Genomic DNA, 23,113 nt, shown 5'->3' with positions numbered 1-23,113 from the left:
AAGCATGTCTTTTGGTAAACGTAGCGAACGGCAGCACTCCGCCCCTGGTGTCGATCGAGCGGGCCCCACGCTTGCTTCTTGTCTGGATGACCCTTTCTGCAATCCGGCCGGAACGCCTTCGCGACCGTGGCGAACGACCGCGCTCCAACCTAAATATCGGCGACGGTCCCGCAAACTATCGCCTTGCCAGCTCTGACGTAGTCATTTCCGGCCTGTTGCGCATCGGAAGCCTTCCGACTAGCCTCGCAGCTCGTTTCGCCAACTGTGCTCCGGGGCGAAACCCAGCAGTTCGCGCGCCTTGTCGATGGCATAGAAGGTCTCGGTCTCGCCCATCTCTCGCTTTACGGGCACATCCGGATAGAAGCGCTTTCGCACCTCGGCGTTGCTGATGCCGACTGACAGGTCCGGATTGGCGACGTTGAACACCTGATAGCCAAGCCCGTCCGTTCGAAGGCAACGCTCGACCATCTGGCCCAGATCGCGAGCATCGATATAGGCGAAAATGTTGCGACGCCGCAGTGACGGATCGTCGAGATAGGCCGGGAAGTCCCGAGCGTATTCGTGCGGCTCGATGACGTTGTTGATCCGCAGCCCGTAGATATCCGCACCTGTACGGGCCTGGAAACTTCGCGCGGTGACCTCGTTGGCGACCTTGGACATCGCATAGCTGTCCTGCGGCACGGTCGGGTGCTCCTCGTCCACTGGCAGATAGGCCGGGCGCGTCTCGCCCTGCGCGAAGCAGATACCGTAGGTCGTCTCGGAGGATGCGAAGATCACCTTGGGAATGCCCAGCTTCGCAGCCGCCTCGAGCACGTTGTAGGTCGACATGACATTGACGCGATAGGTCTTGCAGTCAGGTTCGATCAGGATGCGCGGCAGGGCCGCGAAATGCACGATCGCGTCGTAGCGCGGCACGGCGGGCAGATCCAGTTCGTCCAGGCCGGCCAGCGCGCTCAGCGCATTGAACACCTGCCCGCTTTCGGTCAGCTCGACGCGCAGATTGTCCACCCCCGGTAGGTCCAGCGGCACGCGATCGGCATTGACCACCCTATGGCCCCGCTCGATCAGGTAAGGGATAACATGACGCCCGGCCTTGCCGGAACCACCCGTGAAGAAAATCCGCATCTCAAATCCCTCTCCCTGCGCATGCCCGCAGCTTAGTGAAGCACCCGACCGAAACAAGCGCACGGGTGCATCCGCAGCAGAACGCAGCTGGCATAGATAAACTAGGTTTTGAACCACTGAACCCGCATCGGCTTTCATATACTGGTTTGCCGCAAATGCCTGTGAAACCGCTGGCAGCTTTAGAAGGGCCAGAATTTCATCGACAGCGCAAACGGCTTCCACTGGCCCCATGCGGAACAGCCCGACGTCGTTCGCGCGAGCACCAGCCTCGCACCGCTCTCGTGCGGCTTAAAGTCGGCAACTAGCGAAGTCGAGAACCTGCGCGTGGCTCTCGGACAATCCAGCAAACGCTTCGAGATCTGCATTCAGCTTGCGCCATGCGGTTCGACCGGAGTTCCATCAGAAGCAGGACACCCTGAGATCGAACGCGACTGGAAGAGTTCAAAAATTCATATGAATTCATACCCCTAGAAGCTGAACACTATTTCTTCGAAGTCATGAGCTTCAGAGAAACGCGGCTTACAGAGAGCGAGGCGAGGCTTTTTCAGCTATGACCGGTGGTCAGCCCGAACTGCATAACTTTTGAATATAACGAGAAAATTCAGCCCCGGAGGAGCTTGGAGAAAGTTGCATTTGGGTAAGGTGGCGGAGGGGATGGGCCTGATATCCAACCTTCTCCACCAAGCTGACACTGCCTGCCCTGCGCTTAAGTGTATGAAGGTGCGAGATAATATCGTTCTTCCGTCAATTCGTGCTCCTGATCATTCATGGCCATTACTACCGTGACCGTAGAGGTTGGCGTTGGTGTGGGCGTTCCTTTCATTCTCGAATTCGAGGCTGGAATGAGCGATGCCGAAGCGCTCGCTCAGTCGTGCTTTGATCTCGCCCTTGATGGCCTCAATTCTTGTCCATCCATCTTCGGCGACGACCACGTGGCAGTCGAGCGCCGCCTCGTGTTCCTGCATCTGCCATAGATGCACGTGGTGGACATCCGTAACGCCGTCCACGTCCCGCATCGCGGCAATCACGGCCGAGTTGTCGATATCCGGCGGGCTGCCCAGCATCAGTGTCCGGATCGGGCCGCCGATCTCGGTCAGTGCGAGATACAGTATATACAGCGCGATACCGATGGTGATTGCGGGATCGACCCAGCGCAGGTCGTAGAGAATGATCAGCGTGCCGCCGACGATCACGGCGACCGAGGCGAGCGCATCCGAGAGGTTGTGCAGGAAGAGCGCGCGGATGTTCACGCTGCCCTTCTGCATGGACCAGGTGAGCGCCGCAGTCAGAGCGTCGACCACGAGCGCCACGCCGCCGAGGATCACGACGGTCCAACCCTGAACCTCGGGCGGATCGATCATGCGCATACCGCCCTCGTAGATCAGGTAAACGCCGACGAGGATGAGTGTCGTGTAGTTGATCAGTGCAGCGACAATCTCGATCCGGCCGTATCCGAAGGTCATGCGTTCGTCGGCGGGCCGCCGCGCGATCTTGCGCGCCGCGAAAGCGATCACCAGCGACGCCATGTCCGAGAAGTTGTGCAGCGCATCCGCGATCAGCGCGAGACTGCCCGAAACGACGCCGCCCGCGATCTGTGCGACGGTCAGAAGGGCGTTCGCCCAGATCGCGATGGACACGCGCCGGTCACCGGATGCGGGATCGATGTGGGCATGGCCGTGATCATGCGGCACGGTGCGTCTCCTCATGAAGATGGTTCGGGCGAGCGAGGCCGGGGATTTGCGGCACCTTGCCCCGCCTAATTGCGCGCACGCGTCTGTTCATCCAGTGGCGGATGACGTGGCGATAGAGCCAGTCGCGCAAGGCGCCGAAGTCCTGGCGATGCCCCCGGTAGAACTCGTCTGGTATAGCGTATGTTGCGAGATCGCGGGCGATGCCGGTCTTCTGGATATATGTGTCGTCGCCGGTCCACTCGACCGGTGGGCCGCTCAAGCAGTCGGTGCTGGCCCCGTAGCCGCAAAGGCTTTCCATCTCGATGAACGCCCGTTGCAGCGATTTCAGAAAGGGCGGGTCCAGGATGAACCCTTCGAGATTGATCCATCCATTCTCGGTCTCGACCTCTACCCAGGAGTGGAGGATTTCCGCGGGGGCCAGCGGATAAACCCACTCGGGCACGACACCGCGCTGGAGCGCCTTGTGGATGGTGAAGCCATGCAGGCGACACCGAATGCCAAGGCAACGTAGCAACGCCATGAGCAGCGTGCCCTTGGTGTTGCACTGGCCGTAGCCGTCCGACAGCACTTCTGAGGCCGGGATGTCGTCGGCACGATTGTAGCCGAAAGCGATCTCGTTTCGGACGAAATCATAGGCGGCACCGATCCGGTCATGCTCGCCAAAAGCCTGCCAGCCGCGGCCCGCGACCAGATCCGCAATAGGAGCGGCTTCGAAATACAGCAGCCGCGTGGCTGTCAGCAAGGGGTCAACGGCGGGCAAGATGCATCTCCTCGAGTCTGGCGAGGATCTACATAAATGCTCCAGCGACTGTAGCTTCAAGTCCTTTTTCTCAGAAGGCGATCAATCGCTACCGGTCGTCGGCATGAACGGCTTTGTGGTGTTCGCCGTGTGCATCGCGCAGGATGTCGATACCGCCCCACGCCGCGATCCCGGCCACGACCACACCCACGACCAGGTCCGGCCAGTTCGTTCCCAGCCAGGCGACGAGACCGCCAGCCACGACGATCCCGAGGTTCGCGGCGAAGTCGTTCCAGCTGAAGGTGTTCGCCGCGCGGATGTTGACGTCCGGTTCGCGGAGTCGGGCGAGCAACCAGACGCAGACCGCGTTGATCGCCGCGGCGATCAGGGCCATGGCGATCATGATCGTCCCGAGCGGATCTGACCCGCCGATGTAGCGGCGCCATGCATCGTAGAGGATGCCTGCAGCGAACAGGATCAGCAGCCCACCGGAGATGTTCGCCGCTCCGCGTTTCCATTTGCCGGACCGGGACAGCGCAAACAGGCTGATAGCGTAGACGAAGCTGTCGGAAAGGTTGTCGAGGCCGTTGGCGATCAAGGCGCTGGAATCGCCGAACGCACCGGTTGCAAAAAAAGCCACGGCCAGACCGATATTGAGCGCCAGAACGATCCAGAGCGTGCGTCTCTCTTTTGAATCTTGTTCTGCGGCCATTTCTCGTTTTCGGCTCGTGGTTTACGATCGAAGAACTCCTGCGGCTGGTCTAAGTTCCTGCCGCGACATCGGCATGGTCCAATCAGGCCCCAATCTCGTCGTGCTCGGTCAGACATTCAGAATGGTCCCGCAATACCTCCAGCACCCGGCAATCCGCTGTCCGCCCGCCGCTGCACTCGTGGACCATGCGTTTCAGTTCCGTGCGCAGCGCCTTCAGGCGGGCCATGCGCTGCTCCACCCGTTTGAGCTGGCGACGCGCGATGGCATCAGCTTCATCACAGGGCCGATTGGGATGGTCGCTGAGGTCGAGCAGCTCGCGGATCGCATCGAGCGAGAAGCCGAGTTGCCGCGAGTGGCGGATGAAGGACAGGCGATCGAGTTGTGAACCGTCGTAGCGCCTCTGTCCGCCCTCGGTCCGGCCAGGTTCGGGCATGAGCCCGATCTGCTCGTAGTACCGGATGGTCTGCACCTTCGTGCCGGTCTTCTTTGACAGAGTGCCGATCGTGAGCATTCTCGCCTCCAGAAAAAGTATACAGTCCTTGTAGGTTTTGCGGTGTGAGCGGGCAAGTGCGGGATTCACAGGCGCGTGATGTCGCATCAAGGCGCCATCTTCATGCTTGAACCTTCAGTGGCTAGAGGATGTAGACGCGCAGACACACAAGGATCAATGGCAGGCGAACAGGATTGTCTCTTACATCGGCACAGAAGTTTCTTTGGGTTTTGGCAGGCGTGGCAGCGCTTGCCTTCGTATGGCTTTTACTCTGGTCCGACTATCGTGCCGACAGCGCCCGAACTGACGCCGAGCCGCCTTTCTTCGCTGAATTCGAACTGACGGACCACCAGGGTATGGTTCGAACCGAGAAGGACTTTGCGGGGCGCTGGATGCTTGTTTTTTTCGGCTTTACCAACTGCCCCGACGTCTGCCCGACGACCCTATCTGAGGTCGCGGCGGTGATGGACAGTCTGGGCGACGATGCCGCCAAGGTCCAGCCGATTTTCATCACCATCGACCCCGAACGGGACACGCCCGCCGCACTCGCCGAATACGTCCCGCTGTTCGATGCGGGCATCATCGGTCTGACCGGCACGCCGGAACAGATCGCCGCCACATCCGAGACGTTTCCGATCTTCTTTGAACGCGTCGAAGAGGCTGCGGCGCCGGATGGTTACACGATGGGCCACACGTCGCATTTGTTCCTCTTCGATCCCGACGCGGGCTTCGCCGACTCGTGGCCCTACGGCACCTCCGCCGAGGAGATTCTCGCCGATCTGGAAGAGAGGATCTGACCGAAATGAACCGCATATCCGGAGAAACAGCCCTCGGGCTAGCGTGGATCATCGCGCTCGTCGCCTCGCTTGCCGTGCTTTTCATCGGCGAGGTGCTGGGGCAGACGCCCTGTGTGCTGTGCTGGTTCCAGCGCGCCTTCATGTTCCCCTTGGCCATTGTCCTCGGGCTCGGCCTTTGGTGGCGGGACGGCCGCGTGGGGCGCTACGGCATCGCATTGGCGCTTGGCGGCGGCGCAATCGCCCTCTGGCACATGGGGCTGTACGTCGGTCTTGTTCCCGAACGCATCCAGCCCTGCACGGCCACCGGCCCCTCTTGCACCGATGACAACCAACTGGTCTTCGGCATCCCGATCCCGCTGATGGCGCTCGCCGCCTTCGCGCTGATCGGGGCGCTGTCGGCCCTTTCATTGAAGGACACACGAACATGAACCGACGCGGCCTGATCCTGTCCGTTCTCGCCCTCGGCGTCGCCGGTTTCGGCGGAGCCACCTGGTTTGCAACCCGCCCCGGCCCGGTGGCCGAAGCGGAGCCTGTTGCGCCGGAACTCGCGGACGCGATGATCCGCCCCTACTCGCCCATCCTCGGGCCTGCGGAAGCGCCCGTCACGATCGTCGAATTCTTCGATCCGGCCTGCGAGGCCTGTCGCGCCTTTCACCCCTTCTTGAAGGACATCATGGCCGAGCATGGGGATGCTGTCCGCGTCGTGATCCGCTACACGCCCTTCCACGGCGCGGCATCCGAGGAAGCCATCCGCGTGCTCGAGGCGGCGCACATGCAGGACGTTTACGTGCCGGTGCTCGAGGCCGTTCTGCGGGAACAGCCGAGATGGGCGTCACACGGTGCCCCGGCGCCTGGCCTGATCCTTCAGATCGCCGCCACGGCCGGACTCGATGCCGAGGCCGCGCGCACGCAAATGCTGGCACCCGATGTCGTGGCGATCCTGAATCAGGATCGTGCCGATGTAGAGACCGTGGGAGTTCGCCAGACGCCCACATTCTTCGTGAACGGCAAGCCGCTCGATCCATTCGGGGAGGCAGAACTGCGGCGATTGGTGGCTGCCGAAGTCGCTGCCGCGCAAAGCTGAATGGAAAGGGCAGGATCAAAACGATGAAAAAGTATATTTTGACCAGCATACTGGCGGCGCTTTTGACCCTTGGAGGCCTCTCAGTGCCCGCGCTGGCCGGACCCGAGGATGTTGTCGTCGAGAACGCGTGGTCCCGCGCCTCCATCGGGGTGAACCGTCCCGGGGCCGCTTACATGACGATCCGCAACACTGGCGACGAGCCGGTGACGCTGATCGGCCTTACAACACCGCTCGCGATGATGCCCGAAATTCACGAGACGAAGACCAATGCCGAGGGTGTGAGTTCCATGAGCCCGGCGGGGAAAATCGCGATCGCCCCGGGCGAGAGCGTCGCGCTCGAACCGGGGGGCCTGCACGCAATGCTGATGCGGCTGCAAGAACCGATGACGGAAGGGGAAACCTTTCCGCTGACCCTGCTTTTCGACGACGGAGGCGAAGTGACGGTCGAGGTGACGATCCTCGGCATCTCCGCGCGGGGGCCGGAGGACTGATGCGGCGACGGGCGATCCTGGGGTACGGCGCGGCTGGTGTCGGGGTGGTCGCCCTGATGCTCTTTGCCGGTTGGTGGCAGGTCGATGGCCCCGGTGGACCTGAGCCTATCGGGCAGCGGCCTGTGGCTCTGACCGCGATGGATTTCCGTCTGACGGATCATGAGGGCAACGCGGTCGGGCCGGAAACCCTGATCGGGCGACCGACGATGGCGTTCTTCGGCTTCACCTACTGTCCCGATGTCTGCCCGACCACGCTCTCGGACATTTCGGGATGGCTCGACGATCTGGGAGACGAGGCCGACGAGATGAACGTGGTTTTCATCACGGTCGATCCCGAGCGCGACACTGTCGAAACGATGGCCGAATATGTCGGCTACTTCCATCCGGCGATTCGCGGCTGGACGGGGCCGGAGGAGCAGATAGCGCGCGTCGCGGACGGCTTCCACGCCACCTACGAAAGGGTGCCGACGGAGAGCGGCGATTACACGATGAACCACAGCGCGAGCGTCTTCCTGTTCGCAGCCTCTGGGCGGTTCGTCACCATGATCGACTATCACGAACCCAGAGAATTCGCGGTGCCGAAAATTCGCCGCGCGCTGGAAGAAGAAATGGAGGGGGCGACATGAGGCTCAGAACTTTGGCGGCTTGTGTCGCAATTGCGGGGACGGTTCCCGGGGCAGCTATCGCGATCTCCGATCTTTTGTCGAAAGAACCCGTGCCGCCGGAACTTGCCCAGGCAGGTAGCTGGATGCCCCAAGGTCCTGAAGCCCCCCAGAACGTTGACATCCCCGTGATGCTGCCCGCGGCGGCATGGGCAGACGATGCATCCGACCTCAGCCCGCTGCCCCTTCTGCAGGTCGCGTTTGCCGACAGGCCGGTAAGGGCGATCGAGCCACCGCTGTCGACGTGGTCGCGCGACATTGCACCAGGCGAGACGCTCGATTTCTTGCTGTCCGAAGCTGGACTTGCGGCTTCTGACAGAGCCGAAGTTGCCCTCGCGCTTGGCGCGGAATACGATCTGCGACGGCTGCGGCCGGGGCACTCGGTCACTGTCGCTTCGACCATGGACGGCAGCCCCCGCACCGTCTCACTTGCCGTCGAGGACGGGGTTCGGATCGAGGTGGTTTTCGGCGAGCAGTTGTCCACACAGGTCGTGACTCCGGATCCGGAAATCGTAACCCTTGCCGGCAAAGCCGTGATCGACAGCTCGATCTTCGCGGCACTCGACGAAGCCGGCATACCCGCCCGTTTTTCCGTGGACCTTGCGCAGATGCTGGGTGGGACCGTGGATTTCCGCCGCGAGATGGCCGGCGGCGAAGCACTAAGGCTTCTCTGGCGTGAGGCGCGGGTCGGCGAGGACAGGATCGGACAGCCCGAACTCGCCTTCGCCGCACTGGAGATCGGCGGTTCGCTTTACGAGATCGTATGGCCGGACGACGGCAGCGGTCAGGCGACGATCTACGTCGATGGCGAGGTGCTGCGCGTCTTCGCACAGCCGGTCGAGGGTGCGCGCCTGAGCTCGGTGTTCGGACGCCGCACGCATCCGGTCTTTGGCAACGTCCGGATGCACACCGGCGTCGATTTCGCAGCGGCACGTGGGACACCGGTTCAAGCGACGGCACCGGGGCGGGTCAATTTCATCGGCTGGCGCGGCGGATATGGTCGCGTGGTCGAAATCTTGCACGGCTCCGACACCATGACGCGCTACGCGCATCTGAGCGCCGTGCCGGAAGACTTGGCACAAGGCCAACGCGTTGCGGCGGGAGACGTGATCGGCCGCGTCGGCGCGACTGGCACGGCGACAGGTCCGAACCTGCACTATGAGGTGCTCGTGGATGGGCGCCCGACTGACCCCCTCTCTGACGACCGGCTCGCCGAAGCAGCCGAGCGCGAAGCGGATGATACCGCCGCGCTCTCGCGTCTGGCCGAGGCGCGGGCGCTTCTGAATGAAAACCTCGGCAGCGAGATTGCCGAAACGATAACCGAAAGGCTCTGATCCATGAAACGCATGACCCAAGCTCTGGCCATCACGCTCGCCCTTTCCCCGGCGGCACAGGCCCTCGCAGAGGCAACGGCGATCGACGTCCGCAAGACGAACGGATGCGGCTGCTGCCTCTCGTGGATGAACCATCTCGAAGAAAACGGTTTTGCGCCGACCGGCCAGGACATGTTCGGTGGATCGCTGGTTCGCTTCAAGCTCGACAACGGCGTGCCGCAGCGCATGGTCTCCTGCCACACCGCGCTCATTGATGGCTACGTGATCGAGGGCCATGTCCCGGCCGCTGACATCCGCCGCCTTCTCGAGGAGCGCCCGGACGCCGTAGGCCTCGCCGTTCCGGGGATGCCCTATGGCTCGCCCGGTATGGGGCCTGAGGATGACCGCGAAGCCTATGATGTCTTCCTCATCCGCGAGGACGGGGCGACGGAAGTCTTTTCAAGCTACGCCGAAGGATAATCTGGCCCGCCCATGGAAAATCTGTCCACGATAATGCTCGGCTTTCTCGGAAGTCTCGCCGCCGGTTCGCTCACGGCAGTCGGAGCAGCTCCCGTGCTGTTCGGGCGCATCCCGTCCCGGGCCACGCGCGATCTGTCGCTCGGCTTCGCTGCCGGTGTCATGCTGTCAGCCTCGTTCTTTTCGCTGATCATCCCGGCATTAGATGCCGCAGAGCCGATGTTCGAGAACGGCGCGATGCCTGCGGCCATCGTATGCGTCTCGATCCTTCTGGGCATGGGGGCTGTCGCCCTGATGAACGAAAAGCTGCCGCACGAGCATTTCAAGACGGGACGCGAAGGGCCCGAAGCGGCGTCATTGCGGCGGGTCTGGCTGTTCATCATCGCGATCACGATCCACAACTTTCCCGAGGGTCTCGCGGTCGGGGTCGGGTTCGGCTCCGGTGGCATGGAAGGTGGCCTCCCACTCGCCATCGGCATCGGCTTGCAGAACGCGCCCGAAGGATTGGCCGTCGCGGTGTCGCTGCTGGGCGAGGGATATCCGAAGCTGCGCGCCTGGGGCATTGCGGCGCTGACTGGCATGGTCGAGCCGATTGGCGGTCTGCTCGGGGCCGGCATCATCACACTGTCGGAACCGCTGCTTCCATGGGGACTGGCCTTTGCCGCGGGCGCAATGCTCTACGTCATCAGCCACGAGATTATCCCCGAAACCCATCGCAGCGGCTATCAGAACAGGGCGACGCTCGGCCTGGCTGTCGGGCTCGTTCTGATGCTGTTTCTCGATGTCTGGTTGGGGTGAGGCAATGTCACTACCCAAAGTGATCGGCGTCTTTGCCGCGCTTGCTGCGTTCGCAATCGATCAGATCACCAAAGCCATTGTCGTTGCGAATGCCGCCACTTTTAGCGCCGGGATTTCCGTGTTTCCGGGATTCAACCTCGTCTTTTCTCGTAATGACGGCGTGACTTTCGGGATGCTGGGCGGCGCGCCGTGGTGGAGCCTCACCGCTCTCGCTCTTGCCATCTGTGTTTGGCTTGCTGTCATGCTGTTTCGCGTCGAAAATGCGGCCGAAACACTTGCCTACGGCGCGATCATTGGCGGAGCGCTGGGCAATGTCATCGATCGTGTGCGCTATCGGGCTGTAACAGACTTTCTCGATTTCTACATTGGCACAACACATTGGCCTGCCTTCAACATGGCCGATGTATTTGTCGTCAGTGGCGTAGGGCTCTTGCTCGCCGCGCCATGGATCAGCGCGCGGCGTCCGATCAAGTCGTGAAGACGGAAATTCTGAACCGCATCGCTCTGCGCCCCTGTTTGCTTTCGCGGATGACGCTTGGTTTCGCCGCCGGGGCGCTGACGGTTCTGACTTTCCCGCCTCTTTCGATTCTCCTGCTTGTTCCCGTTGCCTATTCCGCGTTGTTTGTCGGGCTTCGCGATCTCTCCTTCGGGCGCGCTTTCCTCGTCGGCTGGGCGTTTGGTCTCGGCCAGTTCGGTTTCGGGATTTCGTGGATTGCAGAGAGTTTCTACGTCGAGGCCGAGCGGTTCGGGGCGATGGCGATCCCGGCCGTCGCGGGATTGTCCGCAGGTCTCGCGATTTTCCCGGCCATTGCCGCCGCGCTTTTCGCCGAAATCGCGCGGCGTGGAGCCATGGGCAGTCTCTTGGCCTGCCTCCTGTTCGCGACCTCCTGGACCGTGGCCGAGTGGTTGCGCGGTCACGTTCTGACAGGTTTTCCATGGAACCTCGCCGGCTACGCTTTGGTCGATTACGCCGCTCCTCGCCAACCCGCCGCCTGGGTCGGAAGCTATGGGCTAAGCTTTCTCACCGTGTTCGTCGCGGCACTTCCCGGCGCGGCTGTCATGGCGTCCGGGCGGCAACGATTGACCGTTTCGCTCATGGCGCTGGCGGGCATCGCGACGATGTGGGCTGTCGGCACGCTTCGCCTCCAGTCGGATGCACAACAGCCACCCGGTGTCGACCTGCGCATCGTCCAGGGCAACATTCCACAAGAGGAGAAATGGGCGCCCGAGAACCGCGAGGCGACCTTCGCGCGCTATCTTGAGCTTTCAACCCAGCCCGGCGATTTCGACGTTCTTCTTTGGCCGGAAACCGCCTCTCCGGGTTTCCTCGATGAGGATACGGAGGCACGGGATCGCATTGCCGCTGCGCTACCAGACGGCAGGGTGCTGCTCACCGGTGTGCCGGACCGTGTACCGAGCGAAGATGGCACCCGATATTGCAACACGGTCTAGGCTTTTGGCGCGATCGGCAGAATCCTGACCGGATACGCGAAACATCATCTCGTACCCTTCGGCGAATATGTGCCATTCCGCGGCTGGTTGCCCATCGAGCGGCTGACGGCGGGGCTCGGCGACTTTACGCCCGGACCGGGCCCACGAACGCTTGCACTTCCGGGTGTGCCGCTGGTCGCCCTAGCGATCTGCTATGAGATCATCTTCCCAGGCCATGTGGTCGACGACCTGTTCCGACCTGACTGGATTTTCAACGCGACGAACGACGCCTGGTTCGGCACCAGCATCGGACCGGAGCAGCATCTGGCTTCCGCACGGATGCGCGCCGTAGAGGAAGGCCTTCCTGTCATCCGAGCCGCGAATACGGGCATCTCCGCGGTCATCGACGCGAACGGAGAGATCGTTGCGCGGCTCGATACCGGCGAAACGGGCATCATCGACGCTAGCCTGCCCTCCGCGCGACCGCCGACACTCTACGCGAGCTTCGGGGACTGGATGCTGCTGGCGCTCATCTTGGCTTCGTGGAGCTGGGCAATGGCGACCAATGCGACGGCGCGCTACCGCCGCATGAGAAACACCGTCATGCAAAGATGTGGATAGGTGTTCCGTCCTTCACCATTGCATAGATGTCCTCGATCTGCCGATCTGTGACCGCGATGCAGCCAGCTGTCCAGTCGCGGACGTCCGTTGGGTCGATGCCGGGTCGTGGACCACCATGGATGAAGATGTCGCCCCCGGGGGATCGGCCCTGCGCCTCGGCAAAAGCGATGTCGGCCTCATTCGGATAAGAGATGCCAACCGAAAGATGATAAGTGCTTTCAGGGTTGCGCTTATCGACAACGTAGTTGCCCTCCGGGGTCCGACCGTCTCCCTCGAATTGCTTGTGACCTTCGGGCGCGAAACCCAGTCCGACCGGATAGGTTTGCAATACTCGATCGGCTCCGTCGAGAACAAGCAAGCGCTGCCCCTTGTAGAGCCGAACACGGGTCACCTCGGGTCCGCCATAGCTGCGGAACTTGCTGGCACAGCCGGACAAAAACGCTGCCAGCCCGCCTAACAGGACGGCGCGGCGGGGAAATCGGATGGTTTTCACTGCTCGATGCCTCTTTCGTGAGGTCTGATATGGACATTACGTTACCTTGCAAATGCTGCGTGATCAATGTCCGTGGGCAAGCGCGGCCTTTGCCATTTGTGGGCCAACCTGTTCACCGCCGGACGGCGGCGCCTTAGCCTCTTGGCTGTTCAGCAGGCGCAGGGCGTTGGCCACCACCAGCAATGACACTCCTACGTCGGCTGCAATAGCGCCCCACATCGATGCCACTCCAAACGCGGTAGCGACAACGAAAACGCCCTTGGTCGCCAAGGAAATACCGATGTTCTGATGGATAATCGACATTGTCCGGCGCGAATGACCGATCAGCCAAGGCACCTTGCCGAGGTCGTCGGTCATCAGGGCAATATCCGCAGTCTCGATTGCCGCGTCCGAACCAACAGCACCCATCGCGATGGCGTAATGCGCCCGCGCCATGGCGGGGGCGTCGTTCACCCCGTCGCCGATCATGGCCACCATGTCATGCGTTTCGACCAGTTCTTCGATGGCTGTCACTTTGTCTTCGGGCAGAAGCTCGGCGCGGACCTCGTCGATGCCGACCTCGGCTGCAACGGCGCGCGCCGTCCGCTCGTTATCGCCCGTCAGCATGACGATGGTCTTCACGCCTTGCGCGTGGAGCTGTGCCACGATGCCCTCGGCGTCGGGGCGGATACGGTCGCGCAATTCCAGGATGCCGGTCACGCCGGTGTCGTCGCCCACGGCAACAAGGGTGCTGCCAGCCCCTTCGATGCGGTCGCGCAAATCCTTCGGAATGGCGTCGCCGAAACCCTTCTCCTCGGCAAACCGGTCCGACCCTAGCCAGATCGACCGGCCGTCAGTGCGTCCTTCAAGTCCCCTACCAGGAACGGTTCGGGTATCTTCTGCGGCGGACACCTTGATGCCGTCGGCTTCTGCCCGCGCGAGAATGGCGCGCGCCAAGGGATGCGAGGAACGTGCCTCGAGCCCCGCGGCGAGGCTCATCAGATCCTGCGCCGATGCTCTACCCAGCGGATGCACCGCCGCCACCTCGGGCACGCCCATGGTGATCGTGCCGGTCTTGTCCATGGCCAGTGCAGTGGTCTTGCCCGGTGCCTCAACATATGCACCGCCCTTGATCAGCACTCCGGCCCGCGCTGAGGCGGTGAGTGCGGCGACGATGGAGACCGGTGTCGAGATGACCAGAGCACACGGGCAGGCGATCACTAGCAGTACGAGTGCATTGTAGAACCAATAATCCCAGGCCCCACCGAAAATGAGCGGCGGCAGCAGGGCAATTGCAATGGCGAGAGCCATGACGATAGGCGTGTAGATGCGGGCGAACTTCGCCACCCATTGCTCCACCGGCGCGCGGCGGGCATGGGCGTCGCCGACCATGCGGATGATCTTGGCCAAGACGGTGTCCGAGGCGGCCTTCGTGGCGCGCACCGTCAATGTGCCTTCGCCGTTGATCGTGCCGGCATAGACTTCGTCGCCTCGTTCCTTTGGGACCAGCGCACTCTCTCCGGTGATTGGCGCCTGATCGACCGCGCCCGCGCCGTCCGTCACCTCACCATCGAGGGGGATACGGTCGCCACCGCGTACTATGAAGCTTGAGCCTACGGCGACTTGAGCCGCCGGAACGTCGGCCTCGCTTCCGTCTTCGCGGATCACGCGCGCCGTCGGTGGTGCAAGATCCAAGAGCGCCGAGACCGCATTCCTCGCACGCCCGACGCTCCAGCTTTCGAGGTAGAGCGAGAGCGAGAAGAAGAACGCAACCGTCGCCGCCTCGAAGAATTCGCCAAGCCCTATGGCACCGGCCACCGCGACCACCATCAGCAGGTTCATGTCGGGCGACAGCCTCCGTGCGGACGACCATGCCTTGGGTGCCACGAGCCAGACACCGAACAGGATCGCAACCGCGAATAGCCCTGCCTCGACCAGTGGCATCGGCGCTTCGCCGTGCCCTGCGAAGAGGCCGAGTGCCCCCCCCATGCCGGTCTCGATGATGTGCCACAGAAATCCCGCGGCCCAGAAGCCGCCACTGAGCGCCGTAAACAGCCGCTGTCGTGCAAGATGGGCCGCCTGGTCGACCGACGCGTTTTCGGCATCCCAGGGCTTGGCGGTCATGCCGGTGCTTGCGACCAGTTCTGCAATTTCGCCGTCCGATACACTCTTGGCGCTGTCGAGAATAGTCATCCGTCCATTGATCACGTCGAACGCGAGATGCTCGGCCCCGCCGATCTTCGGGCCAACCACCTTGTTCAGGATCGCGACCTCCTCGGCGCAATCGAGGCCGGACACCTGAAAACTGCGCCCGCCCGTCGGCGCGGGCGTCGTCGGCTCGATGTCGCCGCACGTTCCCGCGCTCCCGCAACAGTTGCCGCCGTTTGCCTGGTCGTCTTCGGCATGATCGTGATCGTGGTGATGGGTGTCGGACGGCATGAATGGACCTCTGGATTCGGGTGCATCACCATGACATAGCCCCTACAGTAGCTAGAGCTTCAAGAGCAAAATACGGTGGTATTTCAGTTTGTATTTTTGCTAGAAAGTGCGGTGATCCGTGCGGTTTTAGCACTACCCATGAAAACCGTCGCGAGGAGTGGCATAAGCGGAAGGAACAACAATGCTGAGTATTACTCGGACACGGATGAAGATGGCTGTCGTCGCACTCTTTCTGACCGCAAGCTGCGGCTCGCAGGAGGTCGGCCAGTTGCCTGCCACTGAACCCGAGTCCGGCGTTCCCGAGATCGTTCTCGAATTGGCGGCGGACGGTCAGGATCTCTCAACCGTCCGCCTGCTGCCTGACGACGGGTGTTACTGGTACGAGCATCGCGGTCAGGTCGAGACAACGCTCCTGCCACTTCGGGCAAGAAACGGAGCGGCTATCTGTCGGCAGGCGCAGGCCTGACGAATGCGAACGGCAGCATCCGTCGCTCGGCGCGCATCACCACAGGTCGCCAACCTCTGGTGCCGCAAGGCTGCCTTCCGCCGAATAGAGATACGCCGTCGAGCCGATCTCGACACGTGGATAGAGACTGTTGATGTGCGCCATCACCATCCTGACGCAACCCGAGCTGGCTCGGCTGCCGATACTTTGCGGAAACGGGGTACCGTGAATCCGCAAATATGTGTCGCGATCCCCGACGTAGAGGTACATGGCCCGCGATCCGAGCGCGTTCTCGGGCCCGGGTTCCACACCACCCTCGAACTGCGCATAAATCTCCGGTTCCCGCTCGATCATGTTCTGGGTCGGGGTCCAGTGCGGCCACTCGACCTTGCGCTGTATCGTATAGATACCCGGTTCGTAGAGGTCGCCACGCCCGATCGCCACGCCATAACGCATAGCGGTTCCACCCTCCTCGATATGGTAGAGATATCGCGCGACCGCATCGACATGGATATCTCCCGGTACGAGACCGTCCTTCGCGACGACTCGTTGCGGCAGGAACCGCGGGTGCAGACCCCAAGGATTGGAGGTTTCGGGGACATAATTTGGAGGCGTCACCTGTGCATCCCAGGCAGCCTTCTGCGCCTCGGTGGGCCAGGTATCGGCGAGGAGTGGGCCGGAGACCGACGCTGAAAACAGCGCTGTGGTTGATCGAACGAAGTGTCGTCTTGTCAGCATTTGGCAGCCTTTGTTCTGGGCATTTGCGCAGGCTCGCGAGGCACGAGCAGCGCTTTCGTGTCTCGATATGCAACCTCCACCAACTAGAGCTTCAAGGCATTTCTTTCCGCTAGCGCCGCACAGGTCAAAGGGGCGTGTGCAATCCCGTTGTTGCCGCTCAGCCGATCTTCGCGCCCCAGAACGAGGTGTGGTCAGCCGCGAAGTAGCCGTCCGCGACCCGGAAATACCCCTGCAACTCGACGGTGTCGCCCGCAGTGAGCGGGACCATGGTCTGCAGCCAGATCGCGGTGGCTAGCGAGACATGGGTGGCGGAGATTTCGCCGAGGGAGCCGCGGATTTCCGTCGTGCCGTTCAGCACGAGCCGCCCGCGCATGCGGGCCGTGGCGCTGGCGTTGATCTTGTAAAGCAGCGTCGCGCCGAAGAGGTAGGTGCCATCCGAAGGCGCCACGAAATGGTTGTTCGCGGCGTCGAACGCCCCCTGATCGTTATAATCGGTGTTGTTCAGGCCGATCTTCGTCCAGGTTCCTACGCCGACATAGTTGTCGTAGTTGGTGTACGCCTTGAACCGCGGCAGCCGCGGCTGGTCGACGATGCCGGTGGCGTTGTCGACGCTCAGCCCGTCGAAGAAGGTACTGCCGTCGGCCGAGACGGCGAGCCGGAACCTGTCCGAGCCGAACAGCCCGACCAGCGCCTTGGTCACGAAGCCGGTCTGGAGGGTCAGCCCGAGATCGCCGCCTGCCGCCTCCTTGTTCATGGTGTAGAAGAGATCGCCGGTCCCGCCCTCGGCCACGGTCCTAGCGGTCCAGAGCGCGGCGTTCAGCTTTGCCGAGAACGGGTTCGACGCATCTGCCGTCGTCCCCAGCCCAAGAAGCGCAAGGTTCTGCAGCACGTCCGGCGTTGTCCCGATCCAGCCAGACCCGTCGTAGACGAGCAGCAGGCCCTCGTCCTCGACCCACGCCCGCCATCCGGTGCGAGGAGGCAGGCGCAGCCAGGCACCATCCGTGAACAGAGCCACGTTTAGATCCCAGCCAGCCCAGTCGCCGGTCGCGCCCGAGCCGACGATGTAGCGGTCGCCATCGGCGGGAGAAGCCGGCGGCGCGGTCAAATCCCGGTCTAGAACGGAGAGCTGGACGAGCCCGTCTAGGATCCGCAGCGCCTCGTTGTGAGTGACATGCTTCTGGGCCTGCGCCGCGAGGATGTAGGGCAGCAGGAGATGGGTCGTGGCGTCGGACATGGGATGGCCTCAGAACGTGAGGGTGACGGTTTTCGGCGCGCCCCGCCCGACGAGGGCGGAGAGCTGGTAGATGCGGATGTTGACGGTGTCGCCGGGGGCGAGCGGCGCGCCCCAGTCGGCGCTCTGCTGGGCGGCGGTGTAGACGGCGCTGGTGGTGGCCGCGCTCAGCACCCGCTTCACGGCTGCGCCGTCGAGGATCTCGACCTCGTAGGTTTCCAGTTCCTCCGCCAGCGGCACCTCCAGCCCGCCCCAGCTGTCGGCGGAAAGAGCGCGGGACCGGCGCGTCCAGCGGATGGTCAGATCGCCGGGCGTGCGTGGGCGACGCCACGGCTGCTCGACATGGGCGACAGAGAAGGGCCGCAGTCCCGCGCCCGCGGGGGTAAAGGTCTGCGCCACATAGGTCTCGTCGCTGACCGGGCGGCTGGCCGGGCCGATGCGCCAGTTCCACGGGATGCCAAGATCGGCCTCGGCGATCGGCAGCGACGCGAGGCTGTCGTCCAGCACCACCACCCGCGCGCCGGCGGGCGCCGGGTTGCCCATGGCACCTTCCGTGCCGCGCTGTCCGCGCAGAAGCCGGGTGAGCCGATATCGACCGGGCGCGAGCAGCTCGGCCGCGCCGGCCTGCACGATCTCCCAGACCCCAGGCGCGCTCTCGATGGCAAGCGCGTTGGCGCCCCCGAACAGGGTCAGGTCGGTGACGCTTTCCAACGTGCCGGTGAGCAGATCGACCACAAGCGCATTTCCGAAATCGAAGCGCGAGGTGGGGCCCGCGTAGAAGTCGGAGACCAGCTGGCCAATCCGGGCGCGACTGCCGAACGTCGTCAGCAGCTCGAAGCCATCCGTGGAGGGGCTGCGGAAAACTGCCATCTCGCCGGGCCAGGGAACCGCGTGCGCCGCAATAAGGGGCCGATGCGCGGGCTGGTCCTCGGTGAGCTGCGGCAGGTCCAGCAGCAGCGCATCCGGCGCGCCGAACACCACGGCGCGCGTCAGCGACGCCGCGCGGGGATCGCCGGGCGGCAGGTCGTAGGTCGCGCGATCCTGGCGGACCGCCTCGATGCCGCGAGCCTCCGCGTCGGCGATGGAGACGAGCCGCAGGTCGACCAGCCGCCCGTCATGGGCGAGCCGGATCGGGTCCGCCGGATCGAGCGCGAGCCGCGAGGGCGGCAGACGGAATGCCGCCGTCTCGCGCCCCACCCACGCCTCCATCAGCGCGCGGCGGCAGCGCCGCTCGGCTTCCTCGGGCGGCACCGCCATCGGGAAGCTCTCCGAGGCGATCCGTGTCGTGTCGACGGTGATGCGCCGCGCCTCGACGAGGGCCGCGTCGTAGTCCTCGTCGGCCCGCGCGACCTGCCACTTCAGCGCCTGCGGCAGTTCGGTCTCCTGGCCGCGCGTCAGTTCCAGCACGTCGCCCTCTCGGGCCGCCACCAGATCGTCGGGCGCGAGGGTCGCGACAGAGGCCCGGCCACGCATGATGAAACGGATCACGCCCTCGGTCTCCACGGCGTCGAAGCCGAAGTGGCGCGACAGCGTGGTGATCGACGCGCGCGGACTCTCCAGCGCCGTGATGGCGTAGCCCTCGACCGCGCCCCAGAGGCCGATGACGTCGATCCGCGCCTCGGGCAGCCCGGCGCGCAGGCAGAGGTGCCGCACGAGGGCCGCCAGCGACACAGCGCCGAGCCGCCCCGTCAGCCAGTGGCCGAGCCGCCAGTTCGCGCCGTCCGTCCAGACGTCGGTCAGCGCCGGGAAGAACGGATAGGGCCGCGCGTCCCAGGTCCAGGCGGCGCATTCGGGGACGTGCACCATCCGGCCGCCGTAGTCCGATGACACCGGGTTGTTCGCGGCCTCGCCCCACCAGAGATACGTGGCCTCGAGATAGGCGCGCTGAATGGCGTCATCGCGCCAGCCCCGCGAGAAATGCGGCGTGAAGCTCTCGGATGACTTCGGGTCGAAGAAGACGTTGGGCTGGTTGGTGCCCCGGTCGATGGCCGGGCAGCCGAGTTCGGTGAAGCGGATGGGTTTGGATTGCGGCACCCATGCTGTCGGCGTGCCGCTCTCCACCCCACCGGGGCGATTGTAATGCGGGTTCGACCACCAGCTGCGCAGATCCTTGTAGCGGAAGACCCATGGCTTGCCGGCGGCGCCATCGGCAATCGGCGTCCGGACCTGTGCCGACCGATCCGTCGCCGATGCATAGAACCAGTCGAAGCCTTCGCGGCCCGCGATGTTCGCCTGCAGATAGGCCCGGTCATAGATCGCGGGCCAGCCCTCGGCCGCGTCCGCATGATCGAACCCGTCGCGCCAGTCCGACAGCGGCATGTAATTGTCGATCCCGACGAAATCGATCTCCGGGTCGGCCCAGAGCGGATCGAGGTGGAAGTACACGTCGCCCGAGCCGTCGCCCGGCTGGTGCCCGAAATACTCGCTCCAGTCGGCGGCATAGCCGATCTTCGTGCCGGACCCGAGGATCGAGCGCACATCCGCGAGCAGATCCCGGTAGGCCTGCACCGCCGGATAGGTGGCCGCGCCCGAGCGGATCGTCGTCAGCCCCGGCATCTCGGTCCCGATCAGGAACGCATCGACCCCGCCCGCCGCCGCGCAGAGATGGGCGTAGTGCAGCACCATGCGCCGCAGGCCCCAGTCGCTGGATGGCCCGGTCCAGCTGACGCTCTCGCCCGCCACGCTGAAGCTCGCAGGTGTCGCCGCGCCGAACAGCGCCGCGACCTGGCTTGCCGCCGTGGCCGTCTTGTCCACCGATCCGGCGTAGCCAGCGGCCGGGGAACAGGTGATCCGCCCCCGCCAGGGGAATGCGGGCTGGCCGGTCTCGGCGGCGCTGTCGGAATACGGGTTCGGCAGCGTGTTGCCGGGCGGCACGTCCATCAGGATGAAGGGATAGAAGGTGACACGCAGTCCGCGCGCCTTCATCTCCTGGATCGCCTGAACCACCGCGAAGTCGGACGGCGTGCCGCCATAGACCGGGCGATCCTGATCGTCGCGGCTGACCAGGAAGGCATTGGCGCGGCTCACGCCGTTCACCGACCAGCTGGCGGGCGTCGTCGACTTGGCCGAGACCTCGACGCCGGGGCGCAGCTTGCAGGAGCCCGCGCGCAGATCGTCGCCGAACCAGGCCACGACGAGGCTGACGCTTTCGACCGCAGGCGCCATCGCCTGCAGCCGGTCCAGCGCCTCCACCATGTCGGTGGAGTCGGCCAGCGCGTTCAGGTTCTCGGGTACCGTCGCGCCGCCATCGGTCTTGCGGATCGCCTGCGTCGCATAGGTAAACTCGCCCGAGGCCGGGATCATGGTGACGGCGCGGGTCAGCCCCTCGGCGGTGTCGGGGTCGGCCAGCGGGCGGAACACCTCGAAGGAGAGCTGTGGCAGGCGGTTGCCGTAGGTGGAAAGCGCCAGTTCCTCGAAGACCACATAGGCCGTGCCGCGATAGGCGGGCGTGCTGGCCGCGCCCATCTTCGCGGCGATGAACGGGTCCACCGTCTGCGCCTCGTCGCCCGGATACCAGCGCCAGGTGACGCCGGAGAGGTCCATCGGCTTGCCGTCGGCCCAGATGCGGCCGATCCCGGTGATCGGGCCTTCGCAGAGCGCCACGGCGAAGCTGGCATAGTAGAGATACTCGGTGGTCTTGACCTTGCCGCCCCCACCGCCCTTGCCGCCGCCCTGCGTGGTCGTCTTCGTCTCCTCGCGGAAATCGGTCGCCCAGATGATGTTGCCGCCCATGCGCATCCGGCCGTAGAGCCGCGGGATCACCGCGCCCTCGGTGGCCGAGGTGATGCGCAGCGTATCGAGCCGCGCGCCCTCGATGCGCTGGGTGGGCGCCAGCGACGAGATGATCCAGCTGTCGACGACCGAGCCGATGGTGGAGCCGATGAAGCCGCCGATGGTCGCGGCGCTGACGCCGAGGATCGCCCCGCCGATCGAACCGCCAATGGCGGCGCCAGCGGCACCGAGGACAAGCGTTGCCATGGTCGGGTCTCAGCGTTGCGGGAACAGGAAAGCGAAGGCGATGCGCCGCCGCCAGCATGGAGTGAGCGGTTCCTCGATCACGCCGAGCCGCTCGTATGCATGGAGGAAAATGTCTGGGCCGGTCAGGATCCCGACATGCTTGGCGATGGCGCGGGGCTTCATGCGGAAGAGGATCAGCGCGCCGGGGCCTGCCTCGGCGGGCGACACCTCGATCATCATCCGGCGTGCGCTCTCGGCCAGAACCTCGCGCGGCCCGGTCTCGCCCCAGTCCCGGCTGTAGGGCGGGATCGGGAACGGCTCGGGGCCGACGACCTCGCGCCAGACGCCCCGCGCCAGCCCGAGGCAATCGCAGCCGACACCGCGCAGGCTGGCCTGATCATGATACGGCGTTCCGAGCCAGGACCGCGCAATGGTGATGACGTGCTGGGGATCAGCGGCGTTCACAGCACCGACCCCTCGTGCCCGCCGTCCTTCGTGGCGTAGCGCAGCACGGCATCCTGGCCCGGGATGTGCGGGAAACCCCGGAAGTTGACGGTGTTGGCGAACTTCGCGCCGCAGGTCTCCATACGCTTGTCGCAGCCCGCGCGGATGGTGAAGGCGTCGCCGTCGGCGATGGACCGCACCGGCGCCTCGAGCAGCGTCAGCACCGCGATGCCGTCCGTCACGTCATGGCCCAAAACCTCGGTGCGTCGTCCGGCGTTCGCTCCGCTCGTCCAGTCCAGCGTGCCGAAGGTGAACCAGCCGGAGGCGAAGCCGCCGAGGCCCGAGGCGGTGAAGGACCGGTCGCGCAGCAGATCGATCACTGCGCCCGTGCCCTTGTAGGCCGGGCCCTCCAGATCGACGCCGCAGCGTGCATCGCCGAGCGCGGCATCGCAGGTCGCCTGAAAAGTCCGCCCGACCGTCTGGCCGAGCACATGCGCAAGCGAGCGGACCTCGGCAACGAAGGCCAGCCGCCCGCGCCGGATCTGGCCGATGGCGCCGCGCCGCATCAGCACGCGCTGGCTCGTATCGGTCCAGTTCACCCGCCAGACCTCGACCTCTCCATTGTCCCAGCGGCCGTCGAGAATGTCGGTCTCGGTGATCCGGTCCGAGGTCAGCACACCCTCGGCATCCTGCGCGTCGACCGAGAGGTCCGAGCCCGAGCGCACCTCGGACGCAGTGAGCCCGCTCTCGGGTTCGAAGTCCGTGCCATCGAAGCTGAGCGTCCGGTCGTGATCGGTGAAGCCGAAGCTCACGCCGTCGACGCGGGTGATCCGCCAGCACCAGGCAAGAGTTGTTGTGCCGTCGTCGAGATGGGCCTGAAGGGCGGGTGAGAGGGATTTCATCGGCAGGTTCCCGCCATGCGGTCGTCGAGATCGGCGATCCAATTCGCCCATGCG

22 protein-coding genes and 1 pseudogene are annotated in these 23,113 nt (G+C 64.2%); 11 read left to right on the top strand and 12 right to left on the bottom strand.

Features of this window, described 5'->3' with window-relative positions; genetic code table 11:
* Positions 1-237: 237 nt before the first annotated feature.
* The 5 genes from BMX67_RS11575 to BMX67_RS11555 form a co-directional block, all read right to left on the bottom strand.
* Positions 238-1,125, bottom strand: coding sequence for an NAD-dependent epimerase/dehydratase family protein (locus BMX67_RS11575; RefSeq protein WP_090735053.1), 888 nt, complete (start codon positions 1,123-1,125; stop codon positions 238-240).
* Positions 1,126-1,886: 761 nt separating this feature from the next.
* Entirely contained in the window at positions 1,887-2,816 is a 930-nt protein-coding gene (locus BMX67_RS11570; RefSeq protein WP_090735052.1) for a cation diffusion facilitator family transporter, read from the bottom strand.
* Positions 2,806-3,576 (bottom strand): transglutaminase-like domain-containing protein, encoded by a 771-nt coding sequence (locus BMX67_RS11565; RefSeq protein WP_090735050.1) that lies wholly within the window; start codon positions 3,574-3,576, stop codon positions 2,806-2,808. Before BMX67_RS11565 ends, BMX67_RS11570 begins: the two co-directional genes overlap by 11 nt.
* A gap of 88 nt (positions 3,577-3,664) precedes the next feature.
* Positions 3,665-4,267: a cation efflux transmembrane domain-containing protein gene (locus BMX67_RS11560; protein ID WP_090735048.1), complete on the bottom strand. Its 603-nt coding sequence runs from the start codon at positions 4,265-4,267 to the stop codon at positions 3,665-3,667.
* Positions 4,268-4,349: 82 nt separating this feature from the next.
* The gene (locus BMX67_RS11555; protein ID WP_007426244.1) at positions 4,350-4,778 is read right to left on the bottom strand and encodes a MerR family transcriptional regulator; all 429 of its coding nucleotides are present in this window, start codon (positions 4,776-4,778) and stop codon (positions 4,350-4,352) included.
* A gap of 209 nt (positions 4,779-4,987) precedes the next feature.
* Between BMX67_RS11555 and BMX67_RS11550 the strand changes: the two genes are divergently transcribed.
* The 10 genes and pseudogenes from BMX67_RS11550 (at position 4,988) to lnt (ending at position 12,431) form a co-directional block, all read left to right on the top strand.
* Positions 4,988-5,554, top strand: a complete 567-nt coding sequence (locus tag BMX67_RS11550) for an SCO family protein (protein WP_090735046.1) — start codon at positions 4,988-4,990, stop codon at positions 5,552-5,554.
* Positions 5,555-5,559: 5 nt separating this feature from the next.
* A complete protein-coding gene (locus tag BMX67_RS11545) occupies positions 5,560-5,982 on the top strand; it encodes a disulfide bond formation protein B (RefSeq protein WP_090735045.1) in 423 nt (140 codons plus the stop codon).
* Positions 5,979-6,638: a DsbA family protein gene (locus BMX67_RS11540; RefSeq protein WP_090735043.1), complete on the top strand. Its 660-nt coding sequence runs from the start codon at positions 5,979-5,981 to the stop codon at positions 6,636-6,638. Before BMX67_RS11545 ends, BMX67_RS11540 begins: the two co-directional genes overlap by 4 nt.
* A 23-nt stretch (positions 6,639-6,661) precedes the next feature.
* Complete coding sequence (locus BMX67_RS11535; protein ID WP_090735042.1) at positions 6,662-7,129, top strand: copper chaperone PCu(A)C; 468 nt, start codon at positions 6,662-6,664, stop codon at positions 7,127-7,129.
* A complete protein-coding gene (locus BMX67_RS11530) occupies positions 7,129-7,755 on the top strand; it encodes an SCO family protein (protein WP_090735040.1) in 627 nt (208 codons plus the stop codon). The genes BMX67_RS11535 and BMX67_RS11530 overlap by 1 nt, the downstream gene beginning before the upstream one ends.
* The gene (locus tag BMX67_RS11525) at positions 7,752-9,125 is read left to right on the top strand and encodes a M23 family metallopeptidase (protein WP_090735039.1); all 1,374 of its coding nucleotides are present in this window, start codon (positions 7,752-7,754) and stop codon (positions 9,123-9,125) included. Before BMX67_RS11530 ends, BMX67_RS11525 begins: the two co-directional genes overlap by 4 nt.
* 3 nt (positions 9,126-9,128) lie before the next feature.
* On the top strand, positions 9,129-9,584 hold the full coding sequence (locus BMX67_RS11520; RefSeq protein WP_090735037.1) for a DUF411 domain-containing protein: 456 nt from the start codon (positions 9,129-9,131) through the stop codon (positions 9,582-9,584).
* Positions 9,585-9,596: 12 nt separating this feature from the next.
* A complete protein-coding gene (locus BMX67_RS11515; protein WP_090735036.1) occupies positions 9,597-10,379 on the top strand; it encodes a ZIP family metal transporter in 783 nt (260 codons plus the stop codon).
* A 19-nt stretch (positions 10,380-10,398) separates the two neighbouring features.
* Positions 10,399-10,857 (top strand): signal peptidase II, encoded by a 459-nt coding sequence (gene lspA / locus BMX67_RS11510; RefSeq protein ID WP_090735086.1) that lies wholly within the window; start codon positions 10,399-10,401, stop codon positions 10,855-10,857.
* Positions 10,824-12,431 (top strand): annotated as a pseudogene (gene lnt / locus BMX67_RS11505) (apolipoprotein N-acyltransferase). The gene lspA and the pseudogene lnt overlap by 34 nt, the downstream one beginning before the upstream one ends.
* On the opposite strand, the gene BMX67_RS11500 reads toward lnt, so the two are convergent.
* On the bottom strand, positions 12,412-12,924 hold the full coding sequence (locus BMX67_RS11500) for a L,D-transpeptidase family protein (RefSeq protein WP_090735033.1): 513 nt from the start codon (positions 12,922-12,924) through the stop codon (positions 12,412-12,414). The pseudogene lnt and the gene BMX67_RS11500 sit on opposite strands and share 20 nt — an antisense overlap.
* Before the next feature lie 63 nt (positions 12,925-12,987).
* Complete coding sequence (locus BMX67_RS11495; RefSeq protein WP_090735031.1) at positions 12,988-15,342, bottom strand: heavy metal translocating P-type ATPase; 2,355 nt, start codon at positions 15,340-15,342, stop codon at positions 12,988-12,990.
* A 181-nt stretch (positions 15,343-15,523) separates the two neighbouring features.
* Here BMX67_RS11495 and BMX67_RS11490 point away from each other — a divergent pair, with 181 nt between their 5' ends.
* Entirely contained in the window at positions 15,524-15,808 is a 285-nt protein-coding gene (locus BMX67_RS11490) for a hypothetical protein (RefSeq protein ID WP_040610620.1), read from the top strand.
* 36 nt (positions 15,809-15,844) lie between these two features.
* Here BMX67_RS11490 and BMX67_RS11485 read toward each other — a convergent pair whose 3' ends face one another.
* The 5 genes from BMX67_RS11485 to BMX67_RS11465 all read right to left on the bottom strand — a co-directional run bounded on the left by BMX67_RS11485 (position 15,845) and on the right by BMX67_RS11465 (position 23,059).
* Positions 15,845-16,525: a L,D-transpeptidase gene (locus BMX67_RS11485; RefSeq protein ID WP_090735029.1), complete on the bottom strand. Its 681-nt coding sequence runs from the start codon at positions 16,523-16,525 to the stop codon at positions 15,845-15,847.
* 157 nt (positions 16,526-16,682) lie between these two features.
* Positions 16,683-17,759: a DUF2793 domain-containing protein gene (locus BMX67_RS11480; protein ID WP_090735027.1), complete on the bottom strand. Its 1,077-nt coding sequence runs from the start codon at positions 17,757-17,759 to the stop codon at positions 16,683-16,685.
* 9 nt (positions 17,760-17,768) lie between these two features.
* Positions 17,769-21,734: a baseplate multidomain protein megatron gene (locus tag BMX67_RS11475; protein ID WP_090735026.1), complete on the bottom strand. Its 3,966-nt coding sequence runs from the start codon at positions 21,732-21,734 to the stop codon at positions 17,769-17,771.
* A gap of 9 nt (positions 21,735-21,743) precedes the next feature.
* Complete coding sequence (locus BMX67_RS11470; protein WP_090735024.1) at positions 21,744-22,178, bottom strand: NlpC/P60 family protein; 435 nt, start codon at positions 22,176-22,178, stop codon at positions 21,744-21,746.
* Positions 22,175-23,059: a DUF2163 domain-containing protein gene (locus BMX67_RS11465; RefSeq protein ID WP_090735022.1), complete on the bottom strand. Its 885-nt coding sequence runs from the start codon at positions 23,057-23,059 to the stop codon at positions 22,175-22,177. Before BMX67_RS11465 ends, BMX67_RS11470 begins: the two co-directional genes overlap by 4 nt.
* Positions 23,060-23,113 lie beyond the last annotated feature (54 nt).

This window comes from Paracoccus homiensis, assembly GCF_900111675.1.
GTDB lineage: Bacteria > Pseudomonadota > Alphaproteobacteria > Rhodobacterales > Rhodobacteraceae > Paracoccus > Paracoccus homiensis.
This window is presented reverse-complemented; position numbering and strand designations above follow the sequence as displayed.

Excerpts from the sequence above, each read along its gene's own strand:
- BMX67_RS11575 (WP_090735053.1), bottom strand. The coding sequence starts at position 1,125 with ATGCGGATTTTCTTCACGGGTGGTTCCGGCAAGGCCGGGCGTCATGTT.
- BMX67_RS11560 (WP_090735048.1), bottom strand. The coding sequence starts at position 4,267 with ATGGCCGCAGAACAAGATTCAAAAGAGAGACGCACGCTCTGGATCGTT.
- BMX67_RS11555 (WP_007426244.1), bottom strand. The coding sequence starts at position 4,778 with ATGCTCACGATCGGCACTCTGTCAAAGAAGACCGGCACGAAGGTGCAG.
- BMX67_RS11545 (WP_090735045.1), top strand. The coding sequence starts at position 5,560 with ATGAACCGCATATCCGGAGAAACAGCCCTCGGGCTAGCGTGGATCATC.
- BMX67_RS11540 (WP_090735043.1), top strand. The coding sequence starts at position 5,979 with ATGAACCGACGCGGCCTGATCCTGTCCGTTCTCGCCCTCGGCGTCGCC.
- BMX67_RS11535 (WP_090735042.1), top strand. The coding sequence starts at position 6,662 with ATGAAAAAGTATATTTTGACCAGCATACTGGCGGCGCTTTTGACCCTT.
- BMX67_RS11530 (WP_090735040.1), top strand. The coding sequence starts at position 7,129 with ATGCGGCGACGGGCGATCCTGGGGTACGGCGCGGCTGGTGTCGGGGTG.
- BMX67_RS11525 (WP_090735039.1), top strand. The coding sequence starts at position 7,752 with ATGAGGCTCAGAACTTTGGCGGCTTGTGTCGCAATTGCGGGGACGGTT.
- BMX67_RS11520 (WP_090735037.1), top strand. The coding sequence starts at position 9,129 with ATGAAACGCATGACCCAAGCTCTGGCCATCACGCTCGCCCTTTCCCCG.
- BMX67_RS11515 (WP_090735036.1), top strand. The coding sequence starts at position 9,597 with ATGGAAAATCTGTCCACGATAATGCTCGGCTTTCTCGGAAGTCTCGCC.
- BMX67_RS11495 (WP_090735031.1), bottom strand. The coding sequence starts at position 15,342 with ATGCCGTCCGACACCCATCACCACGATCACGATCATGCCGAAGACGAC.
- BMX67_RS11490 (WP_040610620.1), top strand. The coding sequence starts at position 15,524 with ATGCTGAGTATTACTCGGACACGGATGAAGATGGCTGTCGTCGCACTC.
- BMX67_RS11485 (WP_090735029.1), bottom strand. The coding sequence starts at position 16,525 with ATGCTGACAAGACGACACTTCGTTCGATCAACCACAGCGCTGTTTTCA.
- BMX67_RS11480 (WP_090735027.1), bottom strand. The coding sequence starts at position 17,759 with ATGTCCGACGCCACGACCCATCTCCTGCTGCCCTACATCCTCGCGGCG.
- BMX67_RS11475 (WP_090735026.1), bottom strand. The coding sequence starts at position 21,734 with ATGGCAACGCTTGTCCTCGGTGCCGCTGGCGCCGCCATTGGCGGTTCG.
- BMX67_RS11465 (WP_090735022.1), bottom strand. The coding sequence starts at position 23,059 with ATGAAATCCCTCTCACCCGCCCTTCAGGCCCATCTCGACGACGGCACA.